At 69.4% G+C, this 19,321-nt stretch carries 22 protein-coding genes; 11 read left to right on the forward strand and 11 right to left on the reverse strand.

Annotated features, from left to right (window positions below):
* Window positions 1-16: 16 nt before the first annotated feature.
* From ABD798_RS09205 to ABD798_RS09215, 3 genes are read left to right on the forward strand one after another with little or no spacing between them, the layout of a single operon-like run.
* Complete coding sequence (locus tag ABD798_RS09205; RefSeq protein ID WP_344872640.1) at window positions 17-433, forward strand: DUF3151 domain-containing protein; 417 nt, start codon at window positions 17-19, stop codon at window positions 431-433.
* A gap of 4 nt (window positions 434-437) precedes the next feature.
* Entirely contained in the window at window positions 438-1,022 is a 585-nt protein-coding gene (locus ABD798_RS09210) for an SRPBCC family protein (protein WP_344872642.1), read from the forward strand.
* 3 nt (window positions 1,023-1,025) lie between these two features.
* Window positions 1,026-2,117 (forward strand): FUSC family protein, encoded by a 1,092-nt coding sequence (locus tag ABD798_RS09215; protein WP_344872644.1) that lies wholly within the window; start codon window positions 1,026-1,028, stop codon window positions 2,115-2,117.
* Between the two features lie 7 nt (window positions 2,118-2,124).
* On the opposite strand, the gene ABD798_RS09220 is transcribed toward ABD798_RS09215, so the two are convergent.
* The gene (locus ABD798_RS09220) at window positions 2,125-2,385 is read right to left on the reverse strand and encodes a hypothetical protein (RefSeq protein ID WP_344872646.1); all 261 of its coding nucleotides are present in this window, start codon (window positions 2,383-2,385) and stop codon (window positions 2,125-2,127) included.
* A 101-nt stretch (window positions 2,386-2,486) separates the two neighbouring features.
* Between ABD798_RS09220 and ABD798_RS09225 the strand changes: the two genes are divergently transcribed.
* On the forward strand, window positions 2,487-3,323 hold the full coding sequence (locus tag ABD798_RS09225; protein ID WP_344872648.1) for a hypothetical protein: 837 nt from the start codon (window positions 2,487-2,489) through the stop codon (window positions 3,321-3,323).
* Between the two features lie 49 nt (window positions 3,324-3,372).
* On the opposite strand, the gene ABD798_RS09230 is transcribed toward ABD798_RS09225, so the two are convergent.
* Window positions 3,373-4,014 (reverse strand): HNH endonuclease family protein, encoded by a 642-nt coding sequence (locus ABD798_RS09230; RefSeq protein WP_344872650.1) that lies wholly within the window; start codon window positions 4,012-4,014, stop codon window positions 3,373-3,375.
* Window positions 4,015-4,155: 141 nt separating this feature from the next.
* On the reverse strand, window positions 4,156-4,812 hold the full coding sequence (locus ABD798_RS09235; protein ID WP_344872652.1) for a hypothetical protein: 657 nt from the start codon (window positions 4,810-4,812) through the stop codon (window positions 4,156-4,158).
* Window positions 4,813-4,887: 75 nt separating this feature from the next.
* On the opposite strand from ABD798_RS09235, the gene ABD798_RS09240 reads away from it, so the two are divergent.
* The gene (locus ABD798_RS09240; RefSeq protein WP_344872654.1) at window positions 4,888-6,174 is read left to right on the forward strand and encodes an adenylosuccinate synthase; all 1,287 of its coding nucleotides are present in this window, start codon (window positions 4,888-4,890) and stop codon (window positions 6,172-6,174) included.
* An 82-nt stretch (window positions 6,175-6,256) separates the two neighbouring features.
* Here the strand turns inward: ABD798_RS09240 and ABD798_RS09245 are convergent, their stop codons facing one another.
* Together ABD798_RS09245 and ABD798_RS09250 are read right to left on the reverse strand one after the other, a co-directional pair.
* A complete protein-coding gene (locus ABD798_RS09245) occupies window positions 6,257-7,612 on the reverse strand; it encodes a caspase family protein (protein ID WP_344872656.1) in 1,356 nt (451 codons plus the stop codon).
* Window position 7,613: 1 nt separating this feature from the next.
* Window positions 7,614-8,078: an effector-associated constant component EACC1 gene (locus ABD798_RS09250; protein ID WP_344872658.1), complete on the reverse strand. Its 465-nt coding sequence runs from the start codon at window positions 8,076-8,078 to the stop codon at window positions 7,614-7,616.
* Window positions 8,079-8,339: 261 nt separating this feature from the next.
* Between ABD798_RS09250 and ABD798_RS09255 the strand changes: the two genes are divergently transcribed.
* Window positions 8,340-8,717 carry a peptidase inhibitor family I36 protein gene (locus tag ABD798_RS09255; RefSeq protein ID WP_344872660.1) on the forward strand — a complete coding sequence of 126 codons (378 nt, stop codon included), beginning with the start codon at window positions 8,340-8,342 and terminating at the stop codon, window positions 8,715-8,717.
* Window positions 8,718-8,837: 120 nt separating this feature from the next.
* Window positions 8,838-9,176, forward strand: coding sequence for a helix-turn-helix domain-containing protein (locus tag ABD798_RS09260; RefSeq protein ID WP_344872662.1), 339 nt, complete (start codon window positions 8,838-8,840; stop codon window positions 9,174-9,176).
* 7 nt (window positions 9,177-9,183) lie between these two features.
* On the opposite strand, the gene ABD798_RS09265 is transcribed toward ABD798_RS09260, so the two are convergent.
* On the reverse strand, window positions 9,184-10,320 hold the full coding sequence (locus tag ABD798_RS09265; RefSeq protein WP_344872664.1) for a glycerophosphodiester phosphodiesterase: 1,137 nt from the start codon (window positions 10,318-10,320) through the stop codon (window positions 9,184-9,186).
* 180 nt (window positions 10,321-10,500) lie between these two features.
* Between ABD798_RS09265 and ABD798_RS09270 the strand changes: the two genes are divergently transcribed.
* Window positions 10,501-12,492 carry a TRAP transporter permease gene (locus ABD798_RS09270; protein ID WP_344872666.1) on the forward strand — a complete coding sequence of 664 codons (1,992 nt, stop codon included), beginning with the start codon at window positions 10,501-10,503 and terminating at the stop codon, window positions 12,490-12,492.
* Entirely contained in the window at window positions 12,485-13,462 is a 978-nt protein-coding gene (locus ABD798_RS09275; protein WP_344872668.1) for a TAXI family TRAP transporter solute-binding subunit, read from the forward strand. Before ABD798_RS09270 ends, ABD798_RS09275 begins: the two co-directional genes overlap by 8 nt.
* On the opposite strand, the gene ABD798_RS09280 is transcribed toward ABD798_RS09275, so the two are convergent.
* Genes ABD798_RS09280 through ABD798_RS09295 form a run of 4 tightly spaced genes read right to left on the reverse strand, consistent with a single transcriptional unit; the run spans window position 13,455 to window position 16,529 of the window.
* On the reverse strand, window positions 13,455-14,027 hold the full coding sequence (locus tag ABD798_RS09280) for a TIGR03086 family metal-binding protein (protein ID WP_344872670.1): 573 nt from the start codon (window positions 14,025-14,027) through the stop codon (window positions 13,455-13,457). The two genes, ABD798_RS09275 and ABD798_RS09280, sit on opposite strands and share 8 nt — an antisense overlap.
* A gap of 12 nt (window positions 14,028-14,039) precedes the next feature.
* Window positions 14,040-14,369: a hypothetical protein gene (locus ABD798_RS09285; RefSeq protein ID WP_344872672.1), complete on the reverse strand. Its 330-nt coding sequence runs from the start codon at window positions 14,367-14,369 to the stop codon at window positions 14,040-14,042.
* A complete protein-coding gene (locus ABD798_RS09290; protein WP_344872674.1) occupies window positions 14,353-15,192 on the reverse strand; it encodes a MaoC family dehydratase in 840 nt (279 codons plus the stop codon). Before ABD798_RS09290 ends, ABD798_RS09285 begins: the two co-directional genes overlap by 17 nt.
* Window positions 15,192-16,529 carry a 3-oxoacyl-ACP reductase gene (locus tag ABD798_RS09295; RefSeq protein ID WP_344872677.1) on the reverse strand — a complete coding sequence of 446 codons (1,338 nt, stop codon included), beginning with the start codon at window positions 16,527-16,529 and terminating at the stop codon, window positions 15,192-15,194. Before ABD798_RS09295 ends, ABD798_RS09290 begins: the two co-directional genes overlap by 1 nt.
* A gap of 82 nt (window positions 16,530-16,611) precedes the next feature.
* Here ABD798_RS09295 and ABD798_RS09300 point away from each other — a divergent pair, with 82 nt between their 5' ends.
* Window positions 16,612-17,907, forward strand: a complete 1,296-nt coding sequence (locus tag ABD798_RS09300; RefSeq protein WP_344872679.1) for an acetyl-CoA C-acetyltransferase — start codon at window positions 16,612-16,614, stop codon at window positions 17,905-17,907.
* Here ABD798_RS09300 and ABD798_RS09305 read toward each other — a convergent pair whose 3' ends face one another.
* Entirely contained in the window at window positions 17,908-18,513 is a 606-nt protein-coding gene (locus tag ABD798_RS09305; protein WP_344872681.1) for an SIMPL domain-containing protein, read from the reverse strand.
* Window positions 18,514-18,656: 143 nt separating this feature from the next.
* Here ABD798_RS09305 and ABD798_RS09310 point away from each other — a divergent pair, with 143 nt between their 5' ends.
* A complete protein-coding gene (locus ABD798_RS09310; protein ID WP_344872683.1) occupies window positions 18,657-19,163 on the forward strand; it encodes a GNAT family N-acetyltransferase in 507 nt (168 codons plus the stop codon).
* Window positions 19,164-19,321: the final 158 nt, after the last annotated feature.

Genomic DNA, 19,321 nt, shown 5'->3' on the forward strand with positions numbered 1-19,321 from the left:
GTGGCACGATGGTGCGATGAGCTTGCACGGCAACCTCCTCGGCCCCGACCCCACCGCACTGCCGGAGCTTCCGGTCCCGCAGGCGGCGCTCGACAGCGGCACCGACCCGGCGCAGGTCGCGCGCGAGCACCCGTACTTCAGCGCCGCGTGGGCCGCGCTGGCGGAGCGCTCGCTGGAGGCGGGCGACCCGGTCGCCGCCTACGCGTACGCGCGCACCGGCTACCACCGCGGGCTGGACCAGCTCCGCCGCGCCGGGTGGAAGGGCTTCGGCCCGGTGCCGTTCAGCCACGCGCCGAACCAGGGCTTCCTGCGCGCGCTGGCCGCGCTCGCCCGCGCCGCCGGGGAGATCGGCGAGACGGAGGAGTTCGACCGCTGCAGCCAGTTCCTCGCCGACAGCGACCCCAAGGCCCCCGCCGAGCTCGGGCTGGCCTAGTCCGATGGGCGGCGCCAACGACTACGTCTTCCAGACCCGCTGGCTGGTGCCGGGCAGCACCGTCGCTGAGATCCGCGACGTGCTCGGCGATCCCCGCGAGCTGCCGAGGTGGTGGCCGGCGGTCTACCGCGAGGTCGTCGCCGTCGAGCGCGGTGACGACACCGGCGTCGGCGCCGCCTTCGACCTGTTCACCAACGGCTGGCTGCCGTACACGCTGCGCTGGCGGCTGACCGTCGCCGCGCACGGCGAGGACGGCTCGGCCTTCACCGGGCGCGGCGACCTGACCGGGCGCGGCGAGTGGCGCTACGAGCAGCGGGACGGCGACGTGCTCGTCGTCTTCGACTGGGTGGTGCGGGCCGACCGGCCGTTGCTGCGGCACGGTTCCGTGCTGTTCAAGCCCGCGCTGTCGGCCAACCACAACTGGGCGATGCGGATGGGCGAGCGCAGTCTGCTGCTGGAGCTGGACCGCCGTCGCGGGCGGCACGTGCCGGACCCGCCGACCGCGCCTCGCTGGCGGATCATCGGCGCCGGTGTGGCGCTTGTCCTGGGCATTGCTGTGGCTCTTTCGCGTTCAAGGAGACAGCATTAGCCGGTGCACCGGGTCTGGGCAGAACTAGAACGCAGGCTGAAGCGCTGGCAGCGCACGGCGATCCCGATCGCCCAGTGCTCGCTGGCCGCGGGCATCGCCTGGCTCGTCGCGTTCTACGTCTTCGGCCACCCGAGGCCGTTCTTCGCGCCGATCGCCGCGGTGGTCTGCCTCGGTGTCTCCTTCGGCCAGCGCCTGCGCCGGGTCGGCGAGCTCGTGGTGGGCGTCAGCGTCGGCATCGGGGTCGGCGACCTGCTGATCTCGCTGATCGGCTCGGGTCCGTGGCAGATCACGCTGGTCGTCGCGCTGGCCATGTCGGCGGCCGTGCTGCTCGACAGCGGAGCGGTGATCGCGTTGCAGGCCGGGTCCTCCGCCGTGCTGGTCGCCACGCTGCTGCCACCCGGTGACACCGGCGGCCTCGACCGCATGGTGGACGCGCTGATCGGCGGCGTGGTCGGGCTGCTCGTGGCCGGTCTGCTGCCCGCCAACCCGCTGACCGTGGCGCACCGCCAGGGCAAGGTCGTGCTCGACGAGCTGGAGCGCGCGCTGCGCGGGGTGGCCGACGCCGTCCGCGGGCACGACGCCGCGAAGTGCGCCGACGTGCTGGCGAAGGCCAGGGAGAGCCACAAGGCGGTGGAGGACCTGCGCACCGGGTTGGACGCCGGGGCGGAGATCGCCAGGATCGCCCCGATACGCTGGCGCCGCCGTAGTGATCTTGAGCGGTACCGGACGGCGGCCACCGCCGTCGACCACGCGTTGCGCAACACCAGGGTGCTGGTGCGGCGGGCGCTCGCGGCGCTGCGGGACGACGAGCCGATGCCGGGCGGGGTCGCCGACGTGCTCGACCGGCTCGCGGACGCGGTGCGGACCCTCCAGGCCGATCTGGCCGAGGGACGCGAACCCGTGAAGGCCAGGGAGGAGATCTACGTTGCGGCACGCGGCGCGACACTGGCCCTCATCGGTGAGGGCGGGTTCTCCTCGCGCGTCGTGCTCGCCCAGCTCCGCTCGATCGCGGTGGACCTGTTGCTGGCGACGGGGATCAAGCGCAACGACGCGATCGCCGCACTGCCCCCGCTCAGCCAGAACCAGAAGCGCTGAGCCGCGCTCAGCCCGTCTCGATCGGCGCGCGGTGCAGGACGTTGCGCAGCACGGTGTGCACGGTCTCGTGATCGCGCTCGTCGTAGAGCTTGCAGTCCGCCCCGGTCAGGCCGTACCACTCCTCGGCCCCGTCGTAGCGGACCTCGGTGGTCAGCGTCCCGTCCTCGTCGTAGCGGGTGCGCAGTTCGAGGTCGCCGGTGATCACACCGACCTCATCGGTCATCACGCCGCCGGGCAGCGCGGTGAGCTTCGACGTCAGTTCGCCCATGCCGCACGTCCTTGTCGTTCGAAGGGGATGCGCGGACGGTACCGGGAGTGGTATCACGGCGCAGGGCGGCACCGGCTCGCCCCGCGAGCGTGGAGGGTGGAGTGAACCGGCACAGCTGGCTTCCCGCGCGCCCCGGCCACGTCGTCGTGCTGACCGGGTCCCCTCGGTGGTGGATGTGGAACCCCGCCTCCGACCTCAACGCCGTGCGCCGGTTGGCCCAGCACAAGCGCATCCGGTCCGTGCTCGGCGTCTTCGGCGGGATCGGCGCGGCCTTCGGGTTTCCCGCAGCGGCGGTGCTGCTGGCGTTGGGCTTCAAGGCCGCCAACGTGCTCCTGGTCGCCCTGCTGCCGTGCTTGATCATCCTGGCACTCGCCGGTGGCTACCTCGTGGTGGAGGCCGTGCGCAGCCGCGTCTCCGGTGGCCCGCACGCCGAGGTCGAGCAGCTGATGGTGGGCGTCGCCGACGAGGAGGACGTCATCGAGTGGAGCCACTTCGAGGGCTACCCGGAGGACAACAGCCTCGCCCGCTCGCTGTGCGAACCGCTGACCAGCATCCAGCGCAGCGGCATCGGCGAGATGCACTTCGTCGACCCCTCCGGCATGGCGGCGCTGGAGAAGCGGGTGTGGGAGACGCTGGTCGAACTGCGCGACCAGCTGGTGCTGCGCTCCGATCTCGCCGAAGCGCGCGGCCGTCCGGCGTTCGCCGGGATCGCGGCGGAGATGCAGCACGAGGTCGAACGGCTGAACACCGTGGTGCACAACCTGTTCCGAGGACTCGTCGCGTTCGACGTGGCGATCAGGCAGTTCGACACCGAGCGCGCCCGCGATGCCGAGGTCACGCGGACCCTGTTCCAGGGCAACGAGATCGAGGCGCCGTCGCGGCTGCCGGAGCGGCTGCTCGCGATGCAGGAGGCGCTGCGCAGGGCCATCATCAGCTGAGGAGTCCTAAGAGGACCGTTGAGTGTCCTCTTAGGACAGTGAAGAGCTGTCAGCAGGCGCCGAGCATGCCGTTCAGCGCGCCCTTCTCGGCCTCGGTGATCGTGAGGCCCCACTTGGTCTTCGACCGGGTCCACATCTTCGCGTAAGTGCACCAGTAGCCCTGGTACGGCGGCTTCCAGACGTCGGGCGTCTTGTCGCCCTTGTTCTGGTTCACCGAGTCCTTCACCGCGATCAGCTGCGGACTGCTCAGGTCGTTGGCGAACTGCGTGCGCTTTTCCTTGGTCCAGTCCTTGGCGCCGGAGCGCCACGCGGCGGCCAGCGGGACCACGTGGTCGATGTCGATGTCCGATGCCGCGGTGTAGGTCTTGTTGTCGTAGGGGCTGAACCACTTGCCCGACACGGACGCGCACGACGCGTCGGTCTTCACGTCGGTGCCGTCGCGCTTGAGCACTTCCTCGCGGGTGTTGCACGTTCCGGACACCGGCTCCCAGTGCGGGAACTCCTTCCGGTCGTAGCCGGTCATCGGCCCCTCCGGCGCCACGCGCAGCGCGGAGAGCTCCGATTTGGCCGTTCCGGTGTCGGGGATTCCGGGAGGGGCTGCTGACGCGGGGCCGGCCACGCCGATCGAGACGACGCCGGCGATCAGCGTTGCGGGGAGCAGGGTCCTCAGCGCGCGGGTGGTGGCGGACACTCGGGCCTCCGGTGGGTCGTTGGCCTGAATTGCAGGGGCAATCCGACCATCACCCGTCAGAGTGAGTGAGGCAACACCTTCCGGTTACATCAGTACCAACAGATCAGCAATTCCCTCCGAAGGTCGGGAAAGAACGGACACTCAATCGAGTCCTCTGATGAGCCGTAGATCTTCGGTGTGCCGGTACCAGATCCACTTGTCGAGCTGCCGCTCGTGCGTCACGCCGTCCTTCCAGACCAGCGTCGGCAGGCAGCCGATCTGCACCGCGCGGCCCGTGGTGACCGCCCTGCGGGTGCCGAGCAGCCCGCGCCGCAGCACGGTGACCTCCAGCCCGAGCGCGTGGTGCGGAACGACCTCCAGCGCGCTGGCCTGACCGCGCAGCACCTTGGCGTCGTCGCAGTAGGCCACGCCGCGCACCGGGCCGATCCGGCCCCTGCCGACCAGCACGCCGCCGACGTCGTCGCGCACCAGCGGGACCTTGTCCACCTCGCCGCGCAGAGCCCTGCGCAGCGCCGCCCGGGGCTCGGTGGGCAGCCCCCACAGTTCCGCCACAGCGGAATCTCGGTCAGAGGTGACGTAACCGACAGCGACCTCCTGGAGCTGCTCGGTGCGCAGCAGCCGCAGCACCACCGCGGCCAGGTCGGCATCGGTCCCGGCGACCACCAGGCGCCGGTCGCCGAGGGTGTCCAGCAGCGGATCGACCTCGGCCTTGCCCGGCCGCTCGCCGATGCGGTGCGTCTCGACCCCCTCACCCTCGGTGATCTCCGTGTTTCCGCAGCACAACGCTAGTGCGTCCACAGTCGACTCCTGGTCTACCCTCAACTACCGGCATCCGCCCTCGTCGCTTCAGCCGGATCTCTTTGGAGTATTCACATGCCTGCCATCGTCCTGATCGGCGCCCAGTGGGGCGACGAAGGCAAGGGCAAGGCCACCGACCTGCTCGGGGAGCAGGTGCAGTGGGTCGTTCGCTACCAGGGCGGCAACAACGCCGGCCACACGGTGGTTCTTCCCGACGGTCAGGACTTCGCCCTGCACCTGATCCCCTCGGGCATCCTCACCCCCGGTGTCACCAACGTGATCGGCAACGGCGTCGTCGTCGATCCGGGTGTGCTGCTGGAGGAGCTGTCGGGCCTCGAACAGCGCGGGGTGGACACCTCGCGGCTGCTGCTCTCCGCCGACGCGCACCTGATCATGCCGTACCACGTGGCCATCGATAAGGTCACCGAGCGCTACCTCGGCAAGGCCAAGATCGGCACCACCGGGCGCGGCATCGGCCCCTGCTACCAGGACAAGATCGCCCGCGTCGGCGTCCGCGTCCAGGACCTGCTGGACGAGAAGATCCTGCGGCAGAAGGTCGAGGCCGCGCTGGAGTTCAAGAACCAGGTGCTGGTCAAGGTCTACAACCGCCGCGCGCTGGACGCCGAGCAGGTCGTGGACACCGTGCTCGCCTACGCGGCGAAGTTCGAGCACCGCATCGCCGACACCCGGCTGCTGCTCAACCAGGCGCTGGAGCGCGGCGAGACCGTGCTGCTGGAGGGCTCGCAGGGCACCCTGCTCGACGTCGACCACGGCACCTACCCGTTCGTCACGTCCTCGAACCCGACCTCCGGCGGTGCCGCGGTCGGCTCCGGCATCGGCCCGAACCGGATCACCACGGTGATCGGCATCCTCAAGGCCTACACCACCCGCGTCGGCTCCGGCCCGTTCCCGACCGAGCTCAACGACCAGTGGGGCGAGCTGCTGCGCAAGAAGGGCGGCGAGGTCGGCGTGACCACCGGCCGCGCCCGCCGCACCGGCTGGTTCGACGCGGTGATCGCCCGCTACGCCTCGCGCGTCAACGGCATCACCGACTACTTCCTGACCAAGCTCGACGTGCTCTCCGGCCTCGACCGCGTGCCCGTCTGCGTCGGCTACGAGGTCGACGGCGTGCGCCACGAGGACATGCCGATGACGCAGACCGACGTGCACCACGCCAAGCCGGTCTACGAGGAGCTGCCGGGCTGGTGGGAGGACATCAGCCACTGCCGCACCTTCGAGGAGCTGCCCGCCAACGCGCAGGCGTACGTGCTGCGCCTGGAAGAGCTCTCCGGCGCGCGGATGTCCGCGATCGGCGTCGGCCCCGGCCGCGACCAGACGATCGTCCGGCACGCGCTGACCTGAGGTTCCGATGCGGGGGTTGGGGTGTCTTCAAGACCCCCCAACCCCCTTTTCGATCATCGTCAACCGCACCGAACCCCGCGCTCTAGAGCCGTTGGGAACCCGGCTTCGGTGTTGGACCCCGCTGCAGAACGAGGCCGACCCCGCACACCGCGACGACCGCAGCCATGAAGATCAACATGGACACGTGCACAGCCAGGCCGCTGGCGGACGTGGTCGTCGACGACGTCGTTCCCTGGAACAGTGCGGAAGCGAAGGCGAAGGAACAGAAGGTCGCGAAGGTGTACAGCATCCAGCGAGCGGCTCGACTCAGCACCGCGACCGGACTTCGCGCTGGATTCCGTCTTCCTCGCACGAACATGACGGTGGCGCAGACCGCACCGATCGCGGCGGCCGCACTGCCGATGCTGAAGTCGTTGACGCTCTGGGCCACACCAGAGTGACCAAGCGACGCGATGGTGACACAGCCGATTCCCCAGCTGATGCCGTACAGCGTGCCGAACCAGAGCAGAAACTCCCCGAACGCCCCCAACGGACGTTTGATCGGGAGTTGTGCGAGCAGAGCGGTGGCACGTTCGACGGCTATCTGCCGCGCCCACGCCAGATCGCGGATCGGATGGGCAGTTGGTTCCGGTGGTATCGCCGCGACAGGCACTTCCAACGGAGGTGGAGGAGGGGTCGGCCGCGGTTCCCGTCGCAGCGTTTCCGCCGTCCGCCGGAGCACCAAGTCGCCACTGGTCTCGCTCAGCTTGATCTTCGGGGAGGGTAGGTCGCGGTTGGCCAGGCCGGAGCGCAGCGACCGGTAGAGCGAGTTGACCGTCACGGCTTCGCCGGGGAAGCGGGTCCCGTCGGTCAACACGGAGATCAGCTCTGCCGTGAAGGCGGTGTGACGCTCCCCAGCTGGAGAGTGCGCGACCCGGTTGCGCGGCGCCGAGCTGATCACGCAGGTGCCCGCGACCGCGATGTCCCGAGGATCGAGCACCTCGCTCGACATCGCGCCCACCGCGATGCCGGAGTAGCAGCAGTCGAGGACGAGCAATCTCGTGCGGGCTGTGCTGTTCTCGAGAACACCGCGAACCCACTCGAAGGGAACGGCTGTTCCTTCGGGACCATCGGGGTCCGACTGGTGCACCGTGAGGTAGAGCTTCTCCTCGGTCTGGTGCCGCAGCCCGTGCCCTGCGTAGTAGACGAGAAGCAGGTCCTCCGCCTGTTCGGCAGTCCTTCGGAGACGAGTCATGAAGCTCGCCGGAGAGTCGGGGCTGTCGACGATGTTGCAGTGTTCGCTGGGCAGGATGCCGGTGTCCGCATCTGTGAGGGCCCGCGCCAGGTCGGTCAGGTTGTTGCGCACCGCAGGCAGTGGATTGAGCTTGTCCTGCTGGAAGTCACTGGTCCCGATGAGGATCGCTCGTGACAGCGCTGGGTTGGGAAGGTTCGCCGCCACGTCACTCGCCTCCGTCGAGCAGCTTCCCGATCGACGACGTCACCTGCTGGGCATCCGCAGCGGAACCACAGGTCAGTTCGACTTCGCGACCATCCGGAGCGCGCACGGTGAGGGTGACCGCAGTGGCGGTTCTGCGGGCGGTGAGCCAGGCGAACAGCGATTCCACGAAGCTCTTGGCGGTCACACTCGTCAGCACGATCACGATCCCGTCCAGCAGACCGCCCATGTGTCCCTGCTGAATGGGGTGTTCAGCGAGGCGGACGCGACCTCGAAGGACGTCGTCCTCCTGCAACCAGCGCGCGAGCGCCCGAAGGTCGTCCTCCTCGCCTGTTCGAACCACGGCTGTACCAAGGCTCATGTCTGTCTCCTCGAAGCGGCCTACCGGTGCCGGTAGCGTCGCTGTGACTCCAAGCGGGTTACACCGAAGGCGACCCTCGTACGGCCAATGCCTGTTCGAGTGCGGCATCTGCCAAAGGGGATGCGAGGGGGTGACTTTCCGTTCGCCGCACCGTGTCCTGTTCGCGACCAGGCGATCGTCCGGCGTGTGCTGATCTGATGCGTGTCTGGAAGAGCCTACTTTTCAGGCGTGAGGCGATCATTTTGTCCCCATTAACGGGGGCATATATTGCATTCTTCTATTTTTGCCCGGCGAGACCTTTTGCTATACATGCTCGCTCCGGCGGGCAATTGTGTCCGCGAAATGGACTCACCTATGGAGAATTGCACAATGCGTTCCGTCAAGATCTTCGCGGCCGCGGTCGCGGTGTCCGGGCTCGCGACCGGCCTGCTGATCACCCCGGCCCAGGCCGCCACCGGCTACGACCGCTGCCCCGCCAACCACATGTGCCTGTTCAGTGGCCTCAACGGCACCGGAACGATCGCCGCGTACACGTCGGGTTCGCAGGACACCTCGGAGCAGGGGATCACCAAGGCCCCGTCCGGCTGGAACCGGACCACGTCCCAGTGGTGCGCCTACGAGGGAGGCAGCTACCGCGGTATCGCCACGCAGGTCCACCCGGCGGGGCGCAAGGGCAACGACCCGTCGTGGAACATCCACCCGGTCTACTCGATCAAGAAGAAGTCGGGGAACTGCGTTCCGTCCTGACACCTGCTGCGCCGAATGCCGCAGTTGGGCCGATCCAGTGAACCCCTGTGGCCCTGACGGGGGTGGGCTCCGCGAACGCACAATCGTGGTAGCCGCGAAGTGCGTCGACCGGGGGGTTCGATGTCTGCGAGGAAGTCGGGGCGGCCGGAGCGCCCCATAAACGATCGTGAGTCACCGGCGGGCAGGATCGCCGCCCAGCTCAGGAATCTCCGCAGCAGCAAGGGAAATCCCACCTACCGCGAGATGGCCGACCGGGTCTGGTTCTCCGCCGGGACCCTGTCCGCGGCGGCACGGGGAGACCACTTCCCGACGCGCGCCGTGGTGGTGGCCTTCGCCGAGGCGTGCGGGGCGGACCCGCAGGAGTGGGCGAGGCGGTGGTACGAGGCGCAAAGACCGCCCCGCCCACCGTCTCCCCCGCCCCGCTGGCCGCCCTCCGCAGCGCCCCCGTGGCCGAGCTGAGGCTCGCCTAGCGGTTGAGGAACTCCGCGCGGGCCGCGACGGCGGTGTCCGGGTTGTCGGAGAACAGCCCGTCGACGCCCTGCTTGAAGAACAGCGCGTACTCGTCGAACGCGCGGCCGTACTGCGCCGGGTCGGTGGAGCTGCGGAAGTCGGCGGGCAGGAAGGTGTTCTCGTTGCGGAAGGTGAAGGGGTGCACCTTCAGCTTCACCGCGTGCGCGTCCTTGACGAGGCTGGTCGGCTGCTTCAGGAAACCCTGGGCGTCGCGCGGGATGATGCGGTCCTTGGCAGGGCCGATGCCCGCGGCGTAGGTCGCGATCTCGCGCAGCCCGGCGGGCTTGACCAGGTCGTCGTAGGTGCGCGGGTCGCCGGAGCCGACGAAGTCGGCCGGAGCTCCGGAGGAGTCGATCAGCTGGATCAGCGGAACGCGCAGCTCCCGCTTGAGCGCCTTGAGGTTGCCGACCTCGAAGGACTGCACGAAGACCTTGGCGCGCGGGGTGTTCAGCCCGTTGCGGTTGAGCGTGCGGACCAGGCCGGGCTCCAGCGGCAGCTTGATGGAGGCGAAGTACGTGGGGTGCTTGGTCTCCGGGTACACACCGATGTCGCGGCGCAGCTCGCGGGAGAGCCGGGCGCGCAGGTCGAGCACCTCCTGGAACGTCGGCACCTGGTAGCGGCCGTCGTAGAGGGTGTTGCGCGGCCGGGTCTGCGGGATGCGCTCCTTGGCACGCAGCGTCTTCAGCTCGGCCAGCGTCAGGTCCTCGGTGAACCAGCCGGTGAGCGTGACCCCCTCGATGACCTTGGTGCGCTTGCGGTCGGCGAACTCCGTGCGGGAGGAGATGTCGGTGGTGCCGCCGATCTCGTTCTCGTGCCGGGCCACCAGCACGCCGTCCTTGGTGGAGACGAGGTCGGGCTCGATGTAGTCGGCACCCATCCGCGCGGCCAGCTCGTAGGAGGCGAGCGTGTGCTCGGGGCGGTAGCCGGAGGCGCCTCGGTGGCCGAGCACCAGCGGGCCGGTCTCCTTGTGCGCGGCGAACTCCTGCGCGGTCGAGTCAGGAGCGGCTGATGCGGGCACCCCGACCACGCCGAGCACGGCGACTGCGGAGACGGCGAGCCCGGCGATCCGGGACGTCCGCGAGCGGCGAGACATCGTGGGAAACCTCCCCTGTAGTGGGCTTTCTGGTGCCCGTGGAGCCAAGCTGCCCGCGGCGTCGGTGGTGCCACCGTAGGGCTACGAGCTGGCAACAACGCGGTAAACGTGCCGTGGAGTATTGCCATCCGCCCTCCAGGATGGTCCCCTCTGTGAGCTGCACCACGCTGGAGGTGGCCGTTGACCGGTCCGACGGTCGACGAGCTGCTCGCCGACCACGACGAGGAACGCCCCGCCCGCCGTCTCACCGGGCGCTGGGAGTTCGGCGTCGGCATCGCCGCGTTCGCCGTCGCACTGCTCGTGCTCAAGCAGGTGTTCTTTCCGTTCAGCAAGGGCGGGCAGTACTACCTGATCATCTTCCTCGCCCTGGTGCTGCCGCTGGTTTTCCTGGTCTACCGTCCAGGGTTGTCCCGCTCGCAACGGCGCGAGCGGGACAATCCGCCGGTCTACGACTGGGTTCTCGCGGCCGTCGCGCTGCTGGTCGGCCTCTACCCGGTCCTCGGCGGCTTCGACGCGTTCCTCGACCGGCAGGGCTCTCTGTCCACAATGGACATCCTGTGCGGCGCCGTCCTGCTGGTTCTGGTGCTCGAAGCCTGTAGGCGCACAACGGGTTTGGTCCTCCCGCTGGTCTGCGTGGCCTTTTTGGCCTACGCCTACTACGGCGGATATCTGCCGCCCAGTTGGACCATCGCGCACGCGGGCCTGGACTTCAGCCAGATCATCAACGCGCTCTACAACGACGCCAGCGGCTTCTACGGCACGCCGTTGGACGTCGCGGCGACCTACATCGTGCTGTTCACCATCTACGGCGCGATGCTGGAAGCCTCCAGCGCTGGCAAGTTCTTCGTGGACATCAGCTTCGCGACCTTCCGCAAGTCCGCGACCGCGCCGGGAAGGACCACCGCGCTCTCCGGCTTCCTGCTCGGCACGGTCTCCGGCTCCGGCACGGCGACCACGGTCAGCCTCGGCGCGGTGACCTGGCCGATCCTCAAGCGCGCCGGCTACCCGAAGGAGCAGGCGGGCGGGCTGCTCGCGGCCTCCGGCATCGGCGCGATCCTGTCTCCGCCGACACTGGGCGCGGCGGCGTTCATCATCGCCGAGTACCTCCAAGTGTCCTACTTCGACGTGCTGCTGTGGGCGTTGCTGCCGACGGTGCTCTACTACCTCGGGATCGTGCTCGCGGTGCAGGCCGACGCGAAGCGCTTCGGTGCCAACGAGATCGACATCGACACTCCGAGCCCCTGGCAGGTGCTCAAGCGCGGCGGCTACCACTTCGCGTCGCTGGCGATCATCGTCGTGTTCCTGGCGCTGGACATCCCGCCCTTCGCCGCCGTGGTCTACGCCTCCGCGCTCGCGGCGGTCTTCGCCCTGGTGAGCAAGCTCCTCGCCGGTGGGTCCACTGTGGACTGGTTGCGCGAGGTCGCGGTGGCGCTCTCCAAGGGCGTTCGCGGAGCGCTTCCGGTCGTCGCGGTGTGCGCTGCCGCCGGCGTGATCACTTCGACGATCACCAAGACCGGGCTCGGCCAAGTGCTTTCGTCTGCTCTGGTGGACTTGGCGGCCGCGCTGGCCACCGACCCCACCGTCGTGCTGCTGCTGACCGTGCTGTTCTCGGCGGTCGCGGTCGGAGTGCTCGGTCTCGCGGTCCCGGTCACCGCCTCGTTCATCATCGCGTGGGTGGTGCTCGGCCCGGCCATGGCGACGCTCGGCGTCGATGCGCCCGAGCGCGCGATGTTCCTGTTCTACTACGCGGTTCTGTCCGAAGTGACCCCGCCGACCGCGCTCGCGGCGGTGGCCGCTGCGGCGATCACCGGCGGAGCCGTCATGCGCACGATGTGGCAGACGTGGAAGTACACGCTGCCCGCCTTCCTCGTGCCGATCGCGTTCGTGCTGACCGACAACGGCGCTGCTTTGTTGCTGCAGAAGCCTTTCCTGGACGTCCTGTGGGTGTTCGCGGTGTCCGCGCTCGGAGTCGCCGCGCTGTCGGTGACCACCGGTGGGTGGCTGCTCGGCCCCGCGCGGTGGCCGGAGCGGGTGCTCTGCGCGATCGCCGCGCTGATGCTGCTCTACCTCCAGCCGGTGGTGGTCCTCATCGGGCTCGCGGTCCTGGCCGTGGCCGTGGTGCTGCACCTGATCACCCGGCGCCGAAGCAAGGGAGTTGAGATCGATGCGTAAGACCCTGGCCGCGCTCGTCGCGGTGGCTTTGGTGGCAACGGGATGCGGCGGCAAGCGCGTCGACCCCAACGCGGGCGGCGGCGCGGGCGGCGCGAGCTGCGAGGCCGGGGAAGGCAGGCTCACCATCGCCACCGGCAACGCGGGCGGCGTGTACTACGTGGTCGGCGGCGGCCTCGCGCAGGTGATCAGCAACAACACCAAGATCCGCGCGACCTCGGCGGAGACCGGCGCGTCCGTGCAGAACGTGCAGCAGCTCGTCGCCGGTGACTACGACATCGCGTTCTCCCTCGCCGACACGGCGGCGGATGCCGTTGCGGGCAAGGACTCCTTCGCGGGCAAGCCGCAGAAGATCAAGGCGCTGTCGCGGATCTACCCGAACTACACGCAGGTCGTGGTGCGCGCGGATTCCGGCATCAACTCGATCGCGGACATGCGCGGCAAGCGGATCTCCACCGGCTCGCCGAAGTCCGGGACCGAGCTGATCGCCAACCGGCTGATCCAGGCGGCGGGCCTCGACCCGGCCAAGGACGTGCAGGCGCAGCGGCTGGACCTCAACAAGACCATCGACGGCATGAAGGACGGCACGCTGGACGGGCTGGTGTGGTCCGGCGGCCTGCCGACCGCGCAGCTGACCGACCTGACCACGTCGATGCGCGAGCGGGTGAAGTTCCTCGACATCACACCGCTGCTGGAGCCGCTGAAGAAGATCAACCCGGTGTACGACGCGGGCAGCATCCCCGCCGCGACCTACAAGCTGGCCAAGGACGTGCCGACCATCGTCGTGCCGAACCTGTTGCTGGTGCGGGAGGACTTCCCCACCGCCAACGCCTGCGCGATCACCAAGCTGCTCTTCGACAAGCGCGCCGACCTGGAGAAGGTGCACCCGGCCGCCAAGGACATCCTCCGCGAGAAGGCCACGGCGACCGCGCCCGTCGAACTCCACCCGGGCGCCAAGCAGGCGCTCACCTGACCCGGGGGTCCCGGCCCACGAGGGCGATGAGGCGGGTCTGCGGGTCGGCGTCGTCGGGGACCGCGACGGGCGGGGCGAAGACGGTGGAGCCCTGCCACTTCGCGACTTCCGGGCGCACGGCGGTGTAGACGGCCTCGGCCAGCTCCGCGTCCAGTGCGTCGTCGTCGCCGATCGCCCTGGCCAGATCCCACGCGTGCACGGTCAGGTCGAGCGTCATCTGCCAGCCGTACTCCGTCGCCGGGATGCGGCCGAAGCTCACCTCGACCTCGTCGTCCAGCGCGTCCGGCCGCTCGAAGGCGTCGCGGGCCTTGCGAGCCGCGCGCTGCCACGTGCCGACGGGGTCGTCGCCGAGCTGGTCGCCGTCGAAGCGGTCACCGACCTCGGCCACCGTGGCGCCCCGGAGCAGCAACGGAGCCCACAACTGTTCTCCGACAAGGTGGTTCACCAGATCGCGCACGGTCCAGTCGGGGCACGGCGTCGGCAGCTGCCACTGGTCGGCGCGCACCAGGTGCACTCGTCGGTCGAATTCCTCCATGGCGCGGTCGTGTGCTTCGAGCAGCTCCATGGGACCACCACATCAGTGCTCGCCGGGACACGCCACTCGACGCGCCAGGGGTTTCGCATAGACCACCAAACAGACACCGCGCCGTTGCACGAGCCGCTCCGCGATGCCGAGCACCACCCGATCGCGGCGGGACAGCGAAGCCGACCGGAGCACCTGGCACAGCCCGAGACCACGCGGGCGAGCGCCGACGCGGTACGTCATCACGTGCTGTTGCAGCAGGAACTCCGCCGCGCTGCGCACGAGAGCGACCACGCCGACGGGCAGGGCCCACTCCGACGTGTCCACTGTGGACAGTGAGGGGACCTGGTCCAGCCAGGGGACGCGGTCAGTGAACGATGGCACCCGTCAAGTGTGGCCCGCGCGAGGACCGGACGGAGAACTCCCACCCGGAAGTACTGGGCTCCGACCGGAACTCCACCGAGGACGGCAGCAGCACGGGCAGCTTGAAGCGGACGTCCACGGTGAACGAGTCCGGCAACCGGCCGGAGAACGCCGCGAGGCAGTGCGCCTTGGTCCACATCCCGTGCGCGATCGCCCTGGGGAAGCCGAAAAGCCGCGCCGTGATCTTCCTGAGGTGGATCGGGTTGTGGTCACCGGACACCGCCGCGTACCGCCTGCCCAGGTCGGAGCCGACCCGCCACAACGCCGACGGGGAAGTCACGGCGGGCGAAGCAGGCGCTGAGCCCGAGGAGGACGACGTTCGGCGCAGGTAGGTGCTGACGCCCTCCCAGACCACCTCCTCCCCCACCGTCGCCTCGGCGTTCATGTCGAACTGCCGCCCGCGCTCGTGATCGCGCAACGAATCAGCCCACACGCGCAGCCTCATGCACTCGCCGACGGAAACCGGCCGGTGCTGGGTGATCCGGTTGCCGACGTGCACCAGGCCTGGCAACCGGAACGGGAACCCGCGCTCGGTCATCAACCGCACTGCCAAAGGAAAAGCCAGGATGTGGATGTAGGTCGCGGGCAGCACGTCGCCGGTGCCGAAGCCGCACACGTCGTTGTAGGCGGCCAGCGCCGCGCGGTCGACCGCCACCTCCGGCCGCACGTACTCCACGCTGGGCAGCTCCGAGCCACGTGCGCCGAAGCTCAGCGCTGCCTTCGGGTAGAGCAGCCCCAGGCTGGGCGTGCTGTGCAGCTCGCGAACCGTCCTGACCGCGCTCATCACGCCCCCAACAGGCTCTGGCCGCAGACCCGCACGACGTTGCCGTTCACCCCGGCCGAACCCGGGTTCGCGTACCAGGCAATGGTTTCCGCGACGTCGACCGGGAGGCCGCCCTGCGCGAGGCTGCTCAGCCTGCGACCCATCTCCCTTGTGAACAACGGGATCGACGCCGTCATCTTGGTCTCGATGAAGCCCGGCGCGACGGCGTTGATCGTGCTCCCGTTGCGGGCCAACGACGGCGCGAGCGACTGCACCATGCCGATCACCCCGGCCTTGGAGGTGGCGTAGTTCGTCTGCCCGAAGTTCCCCGCGATGCCCGCGATCGAGGACACGCCGATGATCCGGCCGCCCGGACGGAGCACACCGCCCAGGAGCGCGTCGTTGATCCGCTCCTGCGCGGACAGGTTCACCGCGATCACGGAGTCCCACCGCTGCTCGTCCATCTTGCCCAGCGTCTTGTCGCGCAGGACGCCCGCGTTGTGCACCACCACGTCCACGCCGCCGTGCCGCTGCGCGAAGTGCTCGGCGATCCTGGCGGGGGCGTCCAGCGCGGTGATGTCCAGCTGGAGCGTGCTGCCGCCGACGCGGTTCGCGACCTCGGCCAGCTCGTCGCCCTGGGCCGGAACGTCGAGGCACACAACGGAAGCGCCGTCGCGCGCGAGCAGCTCCGCGATCGCGGCACCGATCCCCCGCGAGGCGCCGGTGACCAGCGCGGTCTTCCCGGCGAGCGGACGCTCCCAGTCCTCCGGCTCGCTGACCTCGGCCGCGCCGACGTGCACGACCTGGCCCGACACGAACGCCGAACGGTCGGAGACGAAGAAGCGCAGCGTGCTGGCGATCCCGTCCTCCGCGCCGGGTGCGACGTAGACGAGCTGGACGGTCGCACCGCGCTTGACCTCCTTGCCCAGCGATCGGGTGAAGCCCTCCAGAGCTCGCTGAGCCGTGGCTTCCTTGGTGTCGGCGCAGTCCGACGGCGGAGTCCCCAGAACGATCACCCGGCCGCACGGGCCGAGCCGCCGGATCACCGGCTGGAAGAAGCGGTGCAGGTCCTGGAGCTTGGCGCTGTCGGTGATCCCGGTGGCGTCGAAGACGATCGCGGCGAAGCGCGCATCGCCCTCCGGCGGGGTGGTGAGCACCTCGACGCCCGCCCCGGTCAGAATGGCGGTGGCGATCTTGGCCAGCCTGCCGTCCTCCGCGCTGCCGACAAGCACCTGACCTGCTACAACCGGGTCGCCGGGCCGGTGCCTGCGCAGCGGCGCCGGGCTGGGCAGGCCGAGCTTGCGCACGAGCGTCCGCCCGAGCGGAGAGGTGCTGAACCGCTGGTACCGATCCGCCATGGAAGGCTCCCTACTCATCAGTAAGACTACTCGTCGGTAGGTTATGCTCGACAGGGTATCCCCGTAACCGCTGGAGGGGCACATGGCCGGGACCACACGCCGCGTCGCGATCATCGGGGGGAACCGCATCCCGTTCGCGAGATCCAACGGGCCCTACGCATCCGCATCGAACCAGGACATGCTGACCGCCGCGCTGGACGGGTTGGTCGGGCGCTTCGGACTGCGGGACGAGCGCCTCGGCGAGGTCGTCGCGGGCGCGGTCCTCAAGCACAGCCGCGATTTCAACCTCGCGCGGGAGAGCGTGCTCGGCAGCGGGCTCTCGCCGCAGACCCCCGCCTACGACGTGCAGCAGGCGTGCGGGACCGGCCTCGAAGCCGTCATCCTGGTTGCCAACAAGATCGCGCTCGGCCAGATCGACGCCGGGATCGCCGGAGGCGTGGACACCACCAGCGACGCGCCGATCGGGGTCAACGAGGACCTGCGCAAACTGCTGCTGAAGTTCAACTCCGCCAAGAGCGTCGGCGCGCGGCTGAAGCTGCTGCCCAGGCTGCGGCCGAGCCACGTGGTGCCCGACGTCCCGCGCAACGGCGAACCGCGCACCGGGCTGTCCATGGGCGAGCACGCCGCGATCACCGCCAAGGAGTGGGAGATCGGCAGGCAGGAGCAGGACGAGCTGGCCGCCGCCAGTCACCGCAAGCTCGCCGTGGCCTACGAGTGCGGGTTCTTCGACGACCTGCTGACGCCGTTCCTCGGGCTGACCCGCGACCAGAACCTGCGTCCTGACTCCACAGTGGACAAGCTCGCGAAGCTGAAGCCGGTGTTCGGCACCGGGACCAAGGAGTTCCGCGACGCCGCGACGATGACGGCGGGCAACTCGACGCCGCTCTCCGACGGCGCGTCGACCGTGCTGCTGGCCAGCGAGGAGTGGGCCGCCGAGCGCAGGCTTCCCGTGCTCGCGTACTTCACGCACTGCGAGACGGCGGCGGTGGACTTCGTGCACGGCGGCGAGGGCCTGCTGATGGCGCCGACCTACGCGGTGCCCAGGATGCTCGCGCGGGCCGGGCTCGACCTCGGCGGCTTCGACTTCTACGAGGTCCACGAGGCGTTCGCGTCGCAGGTCCTGTCCACCCTCAAGGCGTGGGAGGACCCGGGCTACTGCAAGGAGAAGCTCGGCCTCGACGCCCCGCTCGGCCCGATCGACAAGGCCAAGCTCAACGTCAACGGCTCCTCGCTCGCCGCGGGCCACCCCTTCGCCGCCACCGGCGGGCGGATCGTCGCCACCCTGGCGAAACTGCTGGCGGAGAAGGGGTCTGGCCGCGGTCTGATCTCGATCTGCGCCGCCGGTGGGCAGGGCGTCACGGCGATCTTGGAGCGCTGATCACTCCAGCAGCACCCACGTGGTGGTGCAGCGGACGGAGACGGTGACGGGCTGCGGCTCCAGCTTCAGCTCGCGCGTGTCCGGCGTGTAGGACGTCGCGCTGGCCGCGTAGGCCATCCGCTCCACCCCACCGCCGCCGTAGGTGTCGTCCCCGTCGGTGATCCGCAGCAGCGGTCCGAGCCGCACGCCCAGCGCCGCCGCGTAGCCCTGCGCCCGGCGCCGCGCGTCCTCGACGGCGTGGTGCTGGGCGTCGGCAACGGCCTCGCTGCGGTCCGACAGCTCCCAGTCCGGCCCGTTGAGCCAGGCGGGCTCCGCCGCGATCAGCGCGCCGAGCAGCTCGTCCAGCTGCTCCCGGTCGGTGACCCGCACCGAGTAGTACTGCTCCGCACCGGAACCGACCCGGTGCCCGTTCTCCCAGTTGGTGTGCACCGAGAGCCGCCGTGAACGGACCTCGACGCCCTCGCGGTCCAGCAACGGCTCGACCCGCGAGATCCGCGAGGTCAGCTCGTTCACCGCGGCGGTGCGGTCGTGCCCGTTCGCGCTGTAGGACACCCACAGCTGCGCGCGGTCGGCGATGCGTTCGACTTCCCCGGTCCCTTTGGTCACTACTTCAGCCACCTCACCCACACTCCCCGCGAACGGCGCGGCACGCAACGAGGCGAAGATCCCCGAACTTGAGGGTTTGAACATCAACTGTGCGAGAAATCGCTTGCGGGCCACCGGGAGTGCGCTCACGCGTCCTCAACTGCATGAGCGAAGACCTGCGGATACGGGCTGCCGATCTCGCTGACCTCGACGAACTGGCGGAGATCCACACCAGAGCCCGTGCCTCCTACTACCGCGGCCACGTGGACGAGCGGGTGCTCGTCGACCCCGAGCAGGCCGCGCGGCGCAGGGACGTGATCGAGGGGTTCCTCTACTCGCCGGACCAGGCGTTGCTGTGCGCCGAGGTCGACGGCCGGATCGTCGGCTTCACGGCGGCGGGCCCCAGCCACGACCCGGACGCGGACCCGACCAGCGTCGGCGAGCTGTACTCGCTGTACGTGGCACCGCCGAGCTGGCGCAAGGGCGTCGGCGGCGAGCTGCTGCGCGCGGCCGTGAGCAGGCTCCGCGTCTCCTTCGGCTACCTGACGCTGTGGGTGTGGGAGCACAACGCCAGGGCGCGGTCCTTCTTCTCGACCAGGGGCTGGTGGCTGGACGAGATGGCGCGGCGGGCGGACTGCCCGAGCTTCGTCCGCTACCAGAGGCACCTCTGATGCTTCCCGTTCAGGCAGCAAACATCCGGCCGTAACCTGGAACACGCCGTTACTTGTCCGGCCGGTGAGCCACCTCACCGGACAATCAGGTGCTAAACCTGGGGTTCTGGTGCATACTTGTCTTGTCACTCCAGACACCAGAACTTCAAGGGGATGCG

Origin of the sequence: Allokutzneria multivorans (assembly GCF_039537405.1) — a bacterium.
Taxonomy (GTDB): domain Bacteria; phylum Actinomycetota; class Actinomycetes; order Mycobacteriales; family Pseudonocardiaceae; genus Allokutzneria; species Allokutzneria multivorans.

Coding starts and splice junctions, on each gene's coding strand:
- ABD798_RS09220 (WP_344872646.1), bottom strand. CDS start 2,385: ATGGGCGAACTGACGTCGAAGCTCACCGCGCTGCCCGGCGGCGTGATG.
- ABD798_RS09290 (WP_344872674.1), bottom strand. CDS start 15,192: ATGAGCGCGGTCAGGACGGTTCGCGAGCTGCACAGCACGCCCAGCCTG.
- ABD798_RS09265 (WP_344872664.1), bottom strand. CDS start 10,320: ATGTCTCGCCGCTCGCGGACGTCCCGGATCGCCGGGCTCGCCGTCTCC.
- ABD798_RS09205 (WP_344872640.1), top strand. CDS start 17: ATGAGCTTGCACGGCAACCTCCTCGGCCCCGACCCCACCGCACTGCCG.
- ABD798_RS09275 (WP_344872668.1), top strand. CDS start 12,485: ATGCGTAAGACCCTGGCCGCGCTCGTCGCGGTGGCTTTGGTGGCAACG.
- ABD798_RS09255 (WP_344872660.1), top strand. CDS start 8,340: ATGCGTTCCGTCAAGATCTTCGCGGCCGCGGTCGCGGTGTCCGGGCTC.
- ABD798_RS09295 (WP_344872677.1), bottom strand. CDS start 16,529: ATGGCGGATCGGTACCAGCGGTTCAGCACCTCTCCGCTCGGGCGGACG.
- ABD798_RS09250 (WP_344872658.1), bottom strand. CDS start 8,078: ATGCCGCACTCGAACAGGCATTGGCCGTACGAGGGTCGCCTTCGGTGT.
- ABD798_RS09300 (WP_344872679.1), top strand. CDS start 16,612: ATGGCCGGGACCACACGCCGCGTCGCGATCATCGGGGGGAACCGCATC.
- ABD798_RS09280 (WP_344872670.1), bottom strand. CDS start 14,027: ATGGAGCTGCTCGAAGCACACGACCGCGCCATGGAGGAATTCGACCGA.
- ABD798_RS09210 (WP_344872642.1), top strand. CDS start 438: ATGGGCGGCGCCAACGACTACGTCTTCCAGACCCGCTGGCTGGTGCCG.
- ABD798_RS09260 (WP_344872662.1), top strand. CDS start 8,838: ATGTCTGCGAGGAAGTCGGGGCGGCCGGAGCGCCCCATAAACGATCGT.
- ABD798_RS09240 (WP_344872654.1), top strand. CDS start 4,888: ATGCCTGCCATCGTCCTGATCGGCGCCCAGTGGGGCGACGAAGGCAAG.
- ABD798_RS09310 (WP_344872683.1), top strand. CDS start 18,657: ATGAGCGAAGACCTGCGGATACGGGCTGCCGATCTCGCTGACCTCGAC.